The sequence below is a fragment of the Candidatus Filomicrobium marinum genome (assembly GCF_000981545.1).
Taxonomy (GTDB): domain Bacteria; phylum Pseudomonadota; class Alphaproteobacteria; order Rhizobiales; family Hyphomicrobiaceae; genus Filomicrobium; species Filomicrobium insigne.
In genome coordinates, this window is record NZ_LN829119.1 from 2,771,379 (window position 1) to 2,785,405 (window position 14,027).

Below are 14,027 nucleotides of genomic sequence, written 5' to 3' on the forward strand. Positions count from 1 at the left end.
GCTTTGTCCATAAGAATCAATGGATAATGCGATCTTGCTAAGCGTCTCTTTGCCGGACGCAAGTTAAACGGACGGTAAAGCCCGGATCAGCCTTCATCCTCACGAAGTTCGGGCCGGGCCTGCAGCACCCAATGACGGAAACGTTCGGCTTCGTAGGAGACAGTGCCGCCAAGGCCATGCAAGTCTATGATGCCACGGGCGATCAGTTCGATGGCTTCGGTTTCAAGATCACGCCCAGCCATAAGCCAGTCGTCGCGTTGCCCATAGCGTATGAGATCCCGCAGTGTGTCCATCGGCTCCGGATTTTCGCGCGGATGCGAATGGCGTTCGAGCGCCAACGCTTCCTTTAAGGAAAGATGTCCCTCTTTGGCGCGGACAATGTGAGCGAGAATATTATCGGCCGCTGTCGCGAGCGCGATCGACGGCAGAGGAGAATGGTAGTCGAGCAGAACGCGTATGGACCAGTCGAGAAGTTCGCCAGCGGCATCGATCGTGGTGATTTTCCGATGCTCGCTCATCTACGCACTGACGCCTCACTCGGCTGCCTGCCGCCTTGTCCGTCTCCCGGAAGAAGTCTTGCGCTTCGGAGCGGGCTTTTTTGCGTCGCTATCCGGCGGTTTGGCTGGTGTCTTGCCGCGCCGCTGCAGAAGATCCTTCAGATATCTTCCTGTGTAACTCGCATCTTCCGCCGCTACAACTTCCGGAGTCCCGGTTACGACGATACGCCCGCCCCCGTCGCCGCCTTCCGGGCCGAGGTCGATGATCCAGTCCGCAGTCTTGATCACCTCCAGATTGTGCTCGATGACGGCGACGGTGTTGCCGGCGTCAACGAGTTCATGGAGAACTTCCAAAAGCTTGGCGACGTCGTGGAAATGCAGCCCGGTTGTAGGCTCGTCGAGGATATAAAGCGTTCGACCCGTGGCACGCTTGGAAAGTTCCTTGGCGAGTTTAACGCGTTGGGCTTCGCCGCCGGATAGTGTCGTCGCCTGTTGACCGACCCTGATGTAGCCCAATCCAACGCGGGTCAGCGTCTCGAGCTTGTCGCGGATTGACGGCACCGCCTTGAAGAACTCGGCACCCTCTTCGACGGTCATGTCGAGAACGTCGGCAATCGATTTATCGCGGAAGCGCACTTCAAGCGTTTCTCGATTATAGCGCTTGCCGTTGCACTGGTCGCACGTGACGTAGACGTCGGGAAGGAAGTGCATCTCGATTTTGATAACGCCGTCGCCCTGGCACGCTTCGCAGCGTCCGCCCTTCACGTTGAAGGAAAAGCGGCCAGGCGCGTACCCGCGGGCCTTGGCCTCCGGCAAATTGGCGTACCATTCGCGGATGGGTGTGAATGCGCCCGTATACGTCGCCGGGTTCGATCTTGGTGTCCGCCCAATCGGTGACTGATCGATGTCGATCACCTTGTCGAGATGTTCGAGGCCAACGATACGGTCATGTTCACCAGGGTTGTCTCGCGCGCCGTTGAGGCGTCGGGCAACGGCCTTGTAAATCGTATCGATCAGGAGGGTGGACTTGCCGCCACCCGAAACGCCCGTGATACACACAAACAGGCCGAGCGGAATTTCTGCCGTGACGTTCTGCAGATTGTTGGAACGCGCACCGACGACGGAAAGCGTCCGTCCCTTTTGCGGCTGACGCCTCACCGAAGGTACGGGGACGTTACGCACCCCAGTCAGATACTGGCCGGTTAGGCTGGGTTTTGAAGCCTTGATTTCATCCGGCGTGCCTTGTGCAACGATCTCGCCGCCATGCACGCCGGCTCCGGGACCCATATCAACGACATGGTCGGCGCTGAGGATGGCATCCTCGTCATGCTCAACCACGAGCACCGTATTGCCCAGATCGCGCAGATGTTTCAGCGTCACCAAAAGCCGGTCGTTATCGCGTTGATGCAAGCCGATCGACGGTTCGTCGAGGACATAAAGCACGCCCGTAAGTCCGGAACCAATTTGGCTCGCGAGCCGGATACGCTGGCTCTCACCGCCCGATAGAGTTCCGGAATTACGAGACAGCGTGAGATATTCGAGACCGACGTCATTGAGAAAACGCAACCGCTCGGTGATCTCCTTGAGAATGCGTCCGGCGATTTCGTTTTGCTTCTTTGTCAGCTTTTCGGGCAGCGTCGAGAACCACTCATCCGCAGCCTTCACGGACATCTCGACGGTCTCACCGATGTGCAGTCCAGCGATCTTGACCGCTAGGGCTTGCGGCTTGAGACGATACCCGCCGCAGGCTTCGCACGGATGCGCGCCTTGATACCGCGACAGCTCTTCGCGAACCCAATCGGACTCCGTCTCCCGCCAGCGCCGCTCGATATTGCCGATGACGCCCTCAAATGGTTTCTCGGTTTTGTAGCGCCGGACCCCGTCTTCGTAGATGAACGCGATTTCCTCTTCGCCAGAGCCGAAGAGGATGGCTAGCTGTACGTGCTTAGGCAGCCGCTCCCACGGTGTGCGCATCGACACCCCGTAGTGCTTGGCGAGAGCATCCAGCGTTTGCTCGTAATAAGGTGACGTCGCGCCTGTCTTGGCCCATGGGTAGACAGCGCCATCGGCCAGAGAAAGCGTTGCGTCAGGCACAACGAGGTCAGGCTCGAATTGCAGTTCCGTACCGAGACCATCACACACGGGACAAGCACCCGCAGGCGCGTTGAACGAAAACAAACGTGGCTCGATCTCGTCAATCGTGAAACCGGACACGGGACAAGCAAAGCGTGCGGAGAAGACAACGCGTTCGTGCGTTTCGTTCTTATTACGAAGGATGCCGGTGTCCTTGTCCTTACCTGCGGCCTTGCCTTCCGCACCACCGGATTTTTCAGCTGAGAGAGGTTTATCGGCAAATTCCGCAATCGCGATGCCATCAGCAAGATCGAGCGCGGTTTCAAAACTGTCCGCGAGCCGCGACGCCATATCGGGCCGCACGACCACGCGATCCACGACGACGTCGATGTCGTGTTTGTATTTCTTGTCGAGAGCGGGCGCGTCCGGGATCTCATAGAAAGTCCCGTCGATCTTGACCCGCTGGAAGCCCTTCTTCTGAAGTTCGGCGAGCTCTTTGCGGTATTCGCCTTTTCGCCCGCGCACGATCGGCGCCAGCAGATAAAGACGGGTCCCTGCCTCTAGCGCCAACACCCGGTCCACCATCTGGCTGACCGTCTGGCTCTCAATGGGTAAGCCCGTCGCCGGAGAATGCGGGACACCCACCCGCGCAAACAGCAAACGCAGATAGTCGTAGATCTCGGTTACGGTGCCGACAGTCGAGCGCGGGTTCTTCGAAGTCGTCTTTTGCTCAATCGAGATGGCGGGAGACAGACCATCAATGTGATCGACGTCGGGTTTCTGCATCATCTGCAAAAACTGGCGCGCATAGGCTGACAGGCTTTCGACGTAACGGCGTTGGCCTTCCGCGTAGATGGTGTCGAACGCGAGAGACGATTTGCCCGAGCCGGATAGTCCCGTAAACACGACGAGAGAGTCGCGCGGGATCGTGAGGTCGACGTTCTTCAGGTTGTGCTCACGCGCGCCACGCACGTGAATGACGCCAGCCATAGGCTGAGGCGTCAGAGCGCCCCCGGTCTTACGTTGTTTTGCCATGCCAACCAGTTAGCCGAACCCGCGCGGGGCGGCAATCAGACTTGTGTGATTTGAGGGAATCCGCCGGCTCCACGCGCAGCGCGAAAACGCCGCAGCCTCGCAGGACGCGTGCAACTCTGATGTGATCTGCAAACCTCGAGATTTTGTGACCCGTCGGCCACGCCGCTGAACATAAGTGGGTATCGGTTGCCGCCTCTTCCAGTCTCCAAAAGCCCCAAAATAAGCGGATGCGCGAAGGCATTCCATCTCTGGACACACGCCGTGCGCGGAGAATTCCGTTGTCATGCGGGAGCTAACGGATAATATCACAAGCTATGTTGGGGGATACGGCGTGAAAGTGCTGCGCAAACAACGTTGGCTATTTATCTGGGGAGTGCTCGCTCTGGCGGTGCAGCTCACCTGGGCGGCTGGCCACGTGCACCTTCACAATGCGAGCAATGGTGCCCTTGGCGTTGCCGGCTTCGATAAGCTGCACACCGCAAATCACTTAGAGCACGCACATGACGAGGGCCCCTCAACGGGGGCGCATAATCCTAGCGATCACCACCCCGCCGATCACCCCGACTGCCCGACGTGCTGGACCAAGGCGCTTGCAGGTGCCCTCACGTTACCGGCCTTTCCGGTCATCGCGTTGCGGCGACCTCTACAGCATATCGCGAGGCCGTCACAGACGACAGCACTCCCGACCTTTCCCATCCCGCATGGCTTCCACGCGCGCGCACCTCCTACCCTCGTGAGTTAGTCCGCGCGGCGCGCATCTGGCGTCCCGGACCAGCAACGGCTGCGCCCGCCTTCCTGCCAGGTAAGGCGCTTTGGCGCGTCCGACAAATCCAAAAATTCGAATGCCATGTATCAGGGGGCAGTTCCATGAAACGCGCGCCGACCCTAAAGCCATGCCGTGTTCTGACGGCGGCTGCAGCGTTGTTATCTTCTACGTCCATTTCCTCATCCCAAGCTCAGGAAGCACCGACAGGTGATGTCGTTGAACTCCCAGCCGTCGTTGTCACGACGCCAAGTCCGGTAAAGAAAAATCCGAAGAAGCCCACATCTACACAATCGTCATTAAGCTCACCGGGAGCAGCACCTCCAGTGCCTGCCACCCCACAGCCTTTTGTTACGACTCCGGGAACATTGGTCGTTGTCGAAGACGCATTTGTTCCAGTGACCGTAGCTACCGAGCGCGAGATTATCGCCCAGCAAGGCGCAACCATCGCCGATACGCTGCAGACCAAGCCCGGCATAAGCGCCACCAACTTTGCTGCCGGTGCCAGCCGACCCATCATCCGCGGCCTCGACAGCTATCGCGTCCGGGTGCAGGAAAATGGTATCGGCGCGCATGACGTCGCCGCCATATCGGAGGACCACGCGGTCCCCATCGATCCGTTCGCGGCGGACCGCGTCGAAGTCGTGCGTGGCCCGGCGACTCTGCGCTATGGAAGCCAAGCTATCGGCGGCGTTGTCTCAGTAGAAAACGAACGCATCCCCACCTTCATGCCGCGCAATGGGTTCAGTGGCGAGATCAGGGGCGGTCTGACGTCCGTCGACGAAGGACGCGATGGCGCATTCAAGGCCACAGCTGGTGCCAACGGTATTGTCATCCATGCCGATGGCTTCAAGCGTAAAACCGATGACTACGACACGCCCAACGGTCGTCAGGCTAACACTTTCGTCGATAGCGAGGGGCTCGCAGCTGGCACATCTTACGTCTGGTCAGATGGTTTCGTCGGCGTATCCTTCGCGCGGATTAATAGCTTTTATGGCATTCCCGGAGAGGAAGCAGAAGAAGGCGTCAACCCGCGTATCGATCTCACCCAGGATAGATTTCAGGCCAAGGGAGAATGGCGCGTGCGCGACAGCGCGATCGAGGCCATTCGGTTTTGGTTCGGCGCGTCGGATTACGCGCACGAAGAATTGGCCATCCACGATCCCGATCATGAGTCCGAGTACGAGGTCGGCTCACTCTTCACCAATAAGGAGCAGGAGGCTCGCGTCGAAATTCAGCATGTGCCCGTCGGCACCGTGCTGGGACGGATGAGCGGTGCCATCGGCGTGCATTGGGGCAACCGAAAAACGCGTGGTCAAAGCTTCGAAGGGGAATCCCTCCTTGAACCCGCTCACACCAAAAGTCTTGCCGCGTTCTGGTTTGAGGAGTTCGACGTCACGAACCGCCTTCGGTTGCAGGCCGCCGCGCGCATTGAAGGTACGAAGGTCGATGGCACGGGCTGGGAAGAATTCGAGGAAGAGGGGCATGGGTACCATACCCACACCTTCGCGGGAGAGCGCAGCTTCACGCCCGTAAGTGGCGCACTGGGCATACTCTACGAACTTCCCTTCGCGACGGTCGCACGCCTCACGGGGCAATACGTCGAACGTGCCCCGGATGCTGCAGAACTGTTCTCCAAAGGCATGCACGAAGCGACGGGAACCTTCGAAGTCGGCAACCCCTTCCTTGACGTCGAAAAGGCGACAACAATCGAAGCTGGGTTGAAGAAGGCGACGGGTGCCTTTCGGTTCGACGCCTCCGTCTATCACACCCGCTACAACGGCTTCATCTACCGGCAGGACACGGGGCTCGAATGTGATCCCGAGCCGCACGCCGGACACTTCCACTGCGATCCTGCAGGGCATGGCGGCGGTCATGGTCATGACCACGCTTTTGACCTGATGTTCTTTAAGCAGCGGGATGCGACATTCACTGGTGCGGAAATTGCCGGCCAATACGATGTTGCGCCCATCTGGAACGGCGTGTGGGGTATCGATGGGCAGTATGACTTCGTTCGGGCGCGTTTCTCCAATGGCGAAAACGTTCCGCGCATCCCTCCGCACCGCCTCGGTGGTGGCCTCTACTATCAGGATGCAAATTGGTTCGCGCGCGCCGGTGTTCTGCACGCCTTCGACCAGAACCAGTTTGCAGACGGAGAAATAGCAACACCGGGCTACACGTTAGTGTCCGCCGAACTGAGCTACACGGCGGAACTCGACGTGAATAGCGGCTTTGGCAAAACAGTGACGATCGGTGTGAAAGGCGAGAACCTTGCCGACGATGAGGTGCTCAACCACGCTTCCTTCAAGCGTCGCGAAAATGTTCTACTTCCAGGCGCAAGCGTGCGGGTATTCGGTAGCATCAAGCTGAACTGAACCTAGGGTAAGGGTGGGTTCGCACAACAGAGCCCGCCCTTGCCGCTGAGAGCCAAGGGGGCGCGCAGCTTGATCGCTGGGAGAACACTCGGCTATCCTCGCGGTCGGCCAGACGCAGCCGGCCGCCCGCGGCGCTTCACGCGCTCAAGGTGAATGCGTCCACGAGACCACCGTCATATCCCTGCCGGAAGGCGTTTGATGGCGAACGGGTCAGCAATGCGGGCACTGACAAGTCCTGTTCGTCGCAAACGGAAGGATAATGACGTGCGTACGTTTCAAGACGCCAAGGTAATGGCGAAGGCTCTGCGCGAAGAGGTTGCCACCCGGGACCTGGAAATTTCACACAGCACAGCCCTGGAGATCGTCGCCCGCCAATTTGGCCTCGCGAACTGGAATATTCTGGCTGCGAAGATAGAGGCCGAGAAGAATGACGGCGGACGAGGCGAAGCGGTAGCGATCCGGTCTGCCATTCCAATTTTCCGAATATTCTCCGTCGAAAAAGCCTTCGAGTTCTACAGGGACTTTCTCGGCTTCACCGCCGATTGGGAACATCGCTTCGGAAACAATTTTCCGCTCTATGCGCAGGTCTCTCGCAGCGGCTTGACGCTTCACTTGAGCGAACATGCCGGTGACGCCAGCCCCGGCGCACGGGCCTTCGTCAATATATCCGGCATCGAGGCCCTGCATGCTGAACTCAATGCCAAGGACTACCGGTATATGAAGCCCGCCATCGAGACCCAGCCATGGGGCCGGGAACTCACGGTTACAGACCCCTTCAGCAACCGGATTACATTCTGCGAACCACAGGACTAACACACTCGTTGCAGCAGCGTTACGGTGCCGCGAGTTAGCCCACGTTGACCGATTTCACGTTCGCGAATTTGATCTCGGGATGACGCTCCTGCGTGGACGACAGGTTATAAATGGACGGCGCTAAATAAACGTAGTCGCCGTCCAGATCCTGCGCGATCGTGGACCGATAGCGTTCGAGGAATTTCTTGAGTGCGGCGGCATCGTCCGACGAAAACCAGCGGACCGTGTCGCAAGGCGCAGCCTCAAACGCGATCGGGAGGCCGTACTCTTCCGTCAAACGGTCACCAAGAACGTCCAGCTGCAGAGCCCCGATCACGCCGACGACGGGCTGCGAGCCATCCACCGGGTTGAAGAGCTGGACGACACCTTCTTCCGCCATCTCCCGCAACGCGTCTTTGAGCTTCTTCGCACGGATCGCGTCATTGAGGTGAATACGGCGCAGGATTTCCGGGGCAAAGCTGGGGATGCCGAGGAAGGTGATGTCTTCGCCTTCCGTCAACGCGTCCCCGATCCGCAGCACACCGCGGTTGGGCACGCCGACGACATCGCCCGCGTAGGCTTCCTCCGCTAGCGATCGGTCTTGAGCGAAGAAAAACTGCGGCGCGCTGAGTGCCATCGTCTTGCCGGTGCGAACCAGCTTGACCTTCATGCCGCGCGTGAGCCGCCCCGAGCAAACCCGCATGAACGCCATGCGGTCCCGGTGGTTCGGGTCCATGTTCGCCTGGATCTTGAAAATGATCCCGGTCATCCGGTCCTCGGCAGCTTCAACGGTTCGCGTTGCGGCCTTCTGATTGCGCGGCGGCGGGGCGTAGGACACCAACGCGTCAAGGAGATCGCGGACGCCGAAATTGCGCAGGGCGCTGCCGAAGTATACCGGCGTCAACGTCCCCTCGCGGAACGCCTTGAGATCGAAGCTGCCGCAGGCGTCTTGCACGAGGGACACTTCTTCGCGCCAGGGACCAACTTCCTCCGGCTCCATTAGCGTATCGATAATCGGATCGTCCGGGCCGGACACGGGCTGTCCCGCCGGGTCCTGATCGATGTAGCGAATACGAGGTGTCGCGAGGTCATAGGTGCCACGGAAGCGGCGGCCTTTGCCAATCGGCCAGACCATCGGCGCGGTATCGAGCGCCAGCGTCTTCTCGATCTCATCGAGCAGTTCGAGCGGCTCCTGCGCTTCGCGGTCCAGTTTGTTGATGAAGGTGATGATGGGGATGTCACGGAGTCGGCAGATCTCGAATAGCTTCAACGTCCGAGATTCGATACCGCGTGCCGCGTCGATCACCATGATCGCTGAGTCAACGGCCGTCAGAGTGCGATACGTATGGTCGGAGAAGTCCTCGTGGCCGGGTGTGTCGAGCAGATTGAAGACGGTATCCTGATATTCGAACGTCATCACCGAAGTCACGACCGAGATGCCGCGCGAACGCTCGATCGCCATCCAATCGGACCGCGTGTTGCGTTTGTCCTTCTTCGCCTTAACCTGCCCCGCAAGCTGAATGGCGCCGCCGAACAACAGCAACTTTTCGGTCAGCGTTGTTTTACCGGCGTCAGGGTGCGCGATGATCGCGAAGGTGCGCCGCCGCGAAATCTCGTGCGCCAGCTTCCCAGGCTTGCCCTGGGCTGGCGCATCTGCGGCGGGTTTAAGCTCATCGGTGGCGGTCTTGTCGTCCATAGGCTCTGTTCAGCAATTCGAATTAGCCCGCCCCTATAGCATCGTTCGGGCGGGCGTGTGGTTGTACATTTCAAAAAAATCAGGCGCATAGCGCGCCCGGCGGGCTGAAGCTACGCGGCATCATACCTGTTGACGAAGCCGGTCAGGATCGCCAGAGGGTTGCCCCATGCGCACTGACCTCTTCGATTTCGAGCTACCCGAAGACCTCATAGCCCTCCGACCGCTGTCGCCGCGCGACGCGTCCCGGCTGTTGGTTGTGAAGCCGGGCGAGCCGCCCGCCGACCGTATGTTCTGCGACCTGCCCAGTCTTCTGCGGCCGGGAGACTGCCTCGTCTTTAACGATACTCGTGTCGTTCCTGCAGCGTTGCTCGGTCAGCGTATACGTGGGGATCAAGTATCAGAAGTGCACTTCAACCTCCATGCCCGTGTTGACGAACGGCACTGGCGGGCATTCGCACGTCCAGCGAAGCGTTTGGCGGACGGGGACCGCATCCGCTTCGTGAAGTCCGCGGGAGAAACCGATGCCACACCTTTGGAGGCAACGGTGAAGGCTAAGGGCGAAGGGGGGGAAGTAACGCTTGCTTTCGACCAGGCTGGGCCGGATTTGGATTCAGCCATCGCCCTGGTTGGGCAGATGCCGCTTCCGCCTTATATCGCGGCCCGCCGCGCGGCGGATGATACTGATCGCGTGAACTACCAAACGATCTATGCAACCCGAGAGGGTGCTGTGGCCGCCCCCACGGCCGGTTTGCATTTCACGCAAGAGCTTCTGTCCGCCCTCTACGATAAGGGCATGTGCTCCCAATTCGTCACGCTTCACGTGGGTGCGGGCACGTTCCTGCCGGTAAAGGTTGAGAACACCGAAGACCACCGCATGCATGCCGAATGGGGAGAGGTGTCCTCCGAGGTCGCTGCGGCGCTTAATGCTGTGAAAAGCAACGGAGGCCGGATTGTTGCGGTCGGCACGACGGCCTTGCGCCTCTTGGAGAGCGCGGCAGACGATCACGGCATCATCCAGACGGTTTCCGGAGACACTGACATCTTCATCACACCCGGCTACCGTTTCAAGGCCGTCGATATTCTTTTAACGAACTTTCACCTGCCAAAGTCGACCCTGTTCATGCTGGTCTGTGCTCTCGCAGGGACGGACACAATGACAAAAGCCTATGCCCATGCGGTGGCCGAGCGCTATCGCTTTTACTCTTATGGGGATGCATCTCTGTTGTTCCGCGCAGAGTAAGTAAAAAGCGGCAGGCGGTATTCGAGCAAGAAACGGCGATATGCAACATACGACTTCGAAATTTGAATTCCGCCTCTTGGCCCAAAGCGGTGCTGCGAGACGTGGCGAGATCCTGACGCCGCGCGGCGTCATTCGTACACCTGCATTCATGCCTGTCGGGACGACCGCCACCGTGAAGGCGCTTTACACTGATCAGGTCAAGGCTGCCGGCGCCGATATCATTCTCGGCAACACATACCACCTGATGCTGCGTCCTGGCGCCGAGCGGATCCACCGCCTCGGCGGCTTGCATAGCTTTATGCGCTGGGAAGGCCCGATCCTGACTGACTCAGGCGGTTTCCAGGTGATGAGCCTAGCGACGATCCGAAAAATTACCGAGGCTGGGGCGGAATTCTCGTCCCATATCGATGGGTCTCGCCACATGCTTAGCCCTGAACGCTCAATCGAGATCCAGTGCCTGCTTGGCTCAGACATCCAGATGCAGTTCGACGAATGTATCGAACTTCCCGCCGAACGGTCCGAGGTTGAGCGCGCGATGCAGCTGTCCTTGCGCTGGGCGGAGCGATCGAAGTCCGCATTCGAAGAGGCACGAGACAACGGTTTAGCCGGTGACGGTCAGGCCTTGTTTGCGATCGTCCAGGGCGGCACCGATGCGGCTCTGAGGCGGGTTTCCGCTGAGGCTTTAGTCGACATGGATTTCCCGGGATACGCCATTGGCGGCCTCGCTGTTGGGGAAGGTCATGAACTCATGTTGAGCACTTTGGAGGCAACGCTACCGTTCCTTCCCAAGGCAAAGCCACGGTACTTGATGGGCGTAGGCACGCCGCTCGACTTGATTGAGGCGGTTGCCCGTGGTGTCGATATGTTCGATTGCGTGATGCCGACCCGCAATGGTCGCCATGGGCTGGCCTTCACCTGGAACGGTCGTGTCAATCTGCGCAACGCCCGCCATGCTGAGGACACGTCCCCACTCGATCCTGAAAGCAGCTGCCCGGCAGCGCGCGACTATTCTCGCGCTTACCTCCACCATTTGGTCAAATCGGGCGAATACCTCGGGGCGATGCTGATTTCATGGGCCAACACCTGGTTCTATCAGGAGCTGATGCAAGCTATGCGCGACGCGATCAGCGAGGGTCGTTTCGACGAATGGGCGGCCGAAACCAAAGCGCGGCTCGGGGAGACACCCTCAAAGGGCACAGCATAGCGCCTGCGCGCATGTGATATGTTCCACCATGAGGACCGAGCTGTTACAGGTGGGCAGCCGGGGGCAACAGCCACAGCGGGAACCGGTTTCAAGAGGATCTGCAATCGAGGACGAAGCATGGTTGGGCGTTTGCGAAATCTGGCTCTAGCGCTTCTAGCAGCAGCCAGTTTGCTCCAGATCACGGTCACGCAGTCAAGGGCTGAGACGTTTGTCCTCGACCGCGATCACACTGAGGTGCGGGCGTCGTGGGATCATTTGGGGATCTCTCGGCAATCCGCCAATTTCAACGACGTGATTGGTCGCGTAGAGTTCTCGCCCGACCGGCCGGAGCAAAGCAGTGTCGATATAACCATTAAGGTGGCCAGCATCTCCACCGGGGTGCCCGCGCTCGACAAGCATTTGAAAGAAACCACGGACTTCTTCGACGTCAACAAGTACCCAAATATCACATTTCGTAGCCGCAGCGTCGCGATGACCAGCGCCAAGAGCGCGAACATCGAAGGCGATTTGACGATTAACGGCATTACGAAGCCGGTGACCCTGAGCGCTGTTTGGAACTTTCTGGGCGAACACCCGCTGGCGAACGTCAATCCCGTTTACAAGGATGTCCAGGCCGCAGGCTTCTCGGCAAGAACGCAAATTTTGCGCTCTGAATGGGGAATTTCGCGTACTATTCCTCTGGTCTCGGACGAAATACGCATCACGATTGAGGTCGAGATGCTTAAGCGGCCCTGATAGACTGGTTTCCAGAAGTAAGGCGACCTACATGTTGCCGACTGGTCACGGCCGGGCAAATTACCTATAAGCCATATGCAGATGGCAATCACACGATAGGGCAGTTGCCGGATGACAAAGCCGGACGGAGCGGGCTTTAGCCGCGCCGACTGGTTTCCGCGTTGCTAATGACGAAGGAGCACACCACCATGGCACCGACATGGACTCCCGATAGCTGGAGGGCGAAGCCAATCCAGCAGGTGCCGGATTACCCCGACGCCGAAGCGTTAAAAGACGTCGAAGCTCAGATTGCGACGTTCCCGCCGCTCGTGTTCGCGGGCGAAGCGCGTGAGCTCAAAAAAAATCTGGCGGAAGTAGCCGCTGGGCGCGGCTTCCTGTTGCAAGGCGGCGATTGTGCTGAGAGCTTTGCCGAGCATGGCGCCGACAACATTCGCGATTTTTTCAGGGTCTTCCTGCAAATGGCGATCGTGCTGACCTATGCCGGAGCTATTCCGGTGGTGAAGGTCGGCCGTCTGGCAGGGCAATTTGCCAAGCCACGATCTTCTCCCGTCGAGAAGCGCGACGGCGAGGAACTGCCCAGCTATCGCGGTGACATCATCAACGGCATGGAGTTCACGCCGGAAGCCCGTATCCCGGATCCGCGCCGTCAACTTATGGCCTATCGGCAAGCAGCTGCGACCCTTAACCTGATCCGCGCCTTCGCACAGGGCGGCTACGCCGACCTTGAGCGCGTGCATCAGTGGAACATGGGCTTTGTGAAGGATTCGCCGCAGGGCCACCGCTACCAGGAAATGGCCGATCGCATCTCCGATTGCCTGACCTTCATGCGTGCGTGCGGCATCAATTCGAGCAACACTTCGCAGCTCCATACGACCAACTTCTACACGAGCCACGAGGCTTTGCTTCTAGGCTACGAGCAGGGTCTGACACGGCTCGATTCAACAAGCGGCGATTGGTACGCGACGTCCGGTCATATGATTTGGATTGGCGACCGGACGCGTCAGCCAGATCATGCGCATGTTGAATACGCGCGCGGGGTGAAGAACCCGATTGGTCTCAAGTGCGGCCCCTCAATGGAGCCGGATGGCTTGCTCAAGCTTCTTGATGTCCTGGATCCGAAAAATGAGCCGGGTCGCATGACGCTTATCTGCCGTTTTGGAGCAGATAAGGTCGAGGCTAATCTGCCCAAGCTCATCCGGGCGATCGAGCGTGAAGGGCGTGTCGTCGTCTGGTCATGCGATCCCATGCACGGAAACACGATTGGCGCCGCCGGTGGGTATAAGACGCGGCCCTTCGATCGCATCCTGCGTGAGGTCGAGGCATTCTTCGCAGTACACGACAGTGAAGGCACCCATGCGGGCGGCATCCATGTCGAAATGACCGGCCAGAATGTCACCGAGTGCACTGGCGGTGCGTCAGCGATCTCGGAGGCCGATCTCTCGGATCGCTATCACACGCATTGCGATCCGCGTTTAAATGCGGACCAATCGTTGGAACTGGCGTTCCTCATCGCGGAGCGCATGCGCCGCAAGAGGGCGAGCGGGCCTGTGCCCGTCGCGGCCAGCGCCTAAAATCGTGCATGACTTCGTGCGCATGAAAAAGCGGCGTCATCATTGA

Annotated in this window: 10 protein-coding genes; 7 read left to right on the forward strand and 3 right to left on the reverse strand. The window is 59.2% G+C overall.

Annotated elements, in window-relative coordinates:
• Window positions 1–86: 86 nt before the first annotated feature.
• Together YBN1229_RS13055 and uvrA are read right to left on the reverse strand one after the other, a co-directional pair.
• Complete coding sequence (locus YBN1229_RS13055; protein ID WP_046478882.1) at window positions 87–518, reverse strand: hypothetical protein; 432 nt, start codon at window positions 516–518, stop codon at window positions 87–89.
• Between the two features lie 15 nt (window positions 519–533).
• Window positions 534–3,605, reverse strand: a complete 3,072-nt coding sequence (uvrA, locus tag YBN1229_RS13060; protein ID WP_172655245.1) for an excinuclease ABC subunit UvrA — start codon at window positions 3,603–3,605, stop codon at window positions 534–536.
• 283 nt (window positions 3,606–3,888) lie between these two features.
• Between uvrA and YBN1229_RS13065 the strand changes: the two genes are divergently transcribed.
• From YBN1229_RS13065 to YBN1229_RS13075, 3 genes are all read left to right on the forward strand, one after another.
• On the forward strand, window positions 3,889–4,347 hold the full coding sequence (locus tag YBN1229_RS13065; RefSeq protein WP_046478878.1) for a DUF2946 family protein: 459 nt from the start codon (window positions 3,889–3,891) through the stop codon (window positions 4,345–4,347).
• Between the two features lie 125 nt (window positions 4,348–4,472).
• Window positions 4,473–6,743: a TonB-dependent receptor gene (locus YBN1229_RS13070; protein WP_046478875.1), complete on the forward strand. Its 2,271-nt coding sequence runs from the start codon at window positions 4,473–4,475 to the stop codon at window positions 6,741–6,743.
• A 264-nt stretch (window positions 6,744–7,007) separates the two neighbouring features.
• Window positions 7,008–7,556, forward strand: coding sequence for a glyoxalase superfamily protein (locus YBN1229_RS13075; RefSeq protein ID WP_046480563.1), 549 nt, complete (start codon window positions 7,008–7,010; stop codon window positions 7,554–7,556).
• A 34-nt stretch (window positions 7,557–7,590) separates the two neighbouring features.
• Here the strand turns inward: YBN1229_RS13075 and YBN1229_RS13080 are convergent, their stop codons facing one another.
• Window positions 7,591–9,231, reverse strand: a complete 1,641-nt coding sequence (locus tag YBN1229_RS13080; protein ID WP_082101133.1) for a peptide chain release factor 3 — start codon at window positions 9,229–9,231, stop codon at window positions 7,591–7,593.
• Window positions 9,232–9,397: 166 nt separating this feature from the next.
• Between YBN1229_RS13080 and queA the strand changes: the two genes are divergently transcribed.
• The 4 genes from queA (at window position 9,398) to YBN1229_RS13100 (ending at window position 13,981) form a co-directional block, all read left to right on the forward strand.
• Window positions 9,398–10,471, forward strand: a complete 1,074-nt coding sequence (queA, locus tag YBN1229_RS13085; RefSeq protein ID WP_046478873.1) for a tRNA preQ1(34) S-adenosylmethionine ribosyltransferase-isomerase QueA — start codon at window positions 9,398–9,400, stop codon at window positions 10,469–10,471.
• Window positions 10,472–10,511: 40 nt separating this feature from the next.
• The gene (gene tgt, locus YBN1229_RS13090) at window positions 10,512–11,675 is read left to right on the forward strand and encodes a tRNA guanosine(34) transglycosylase Tgt (protein WP_046478872.1); all 1,164 of its coding nucleotides are present in this window, start codon (window positions 10,512–10,514) and stop codon (window positions 11,673–11,675) included.
• Between the two features lie 117 nt (window positions 11,676–11,792).
• Window positions 11,793–12,410, forward strand: coding sequence for a YceI family protein (locus YBN1229_RS13095; protein ID WP_046478871.1), 618 nt, complete (start codon window positions 11,793–11,795; stop codon window positions 12,408–12,410).
• Window positions 12,411–12,598: 188 nt separating this feature from the next.
• Entirely contained in the window at window positions 12,599–13,981 is a 1,383-nt protein-coding gene (locus YBN1229_RS13100; RefSeq protein WP_046478870.1) for a class II 3-deoxy-7-phosphoheptulonate synthase, read from the forward strand.
• Window positions 13,982–14,027: the final 46 nt, after the last annotated feature.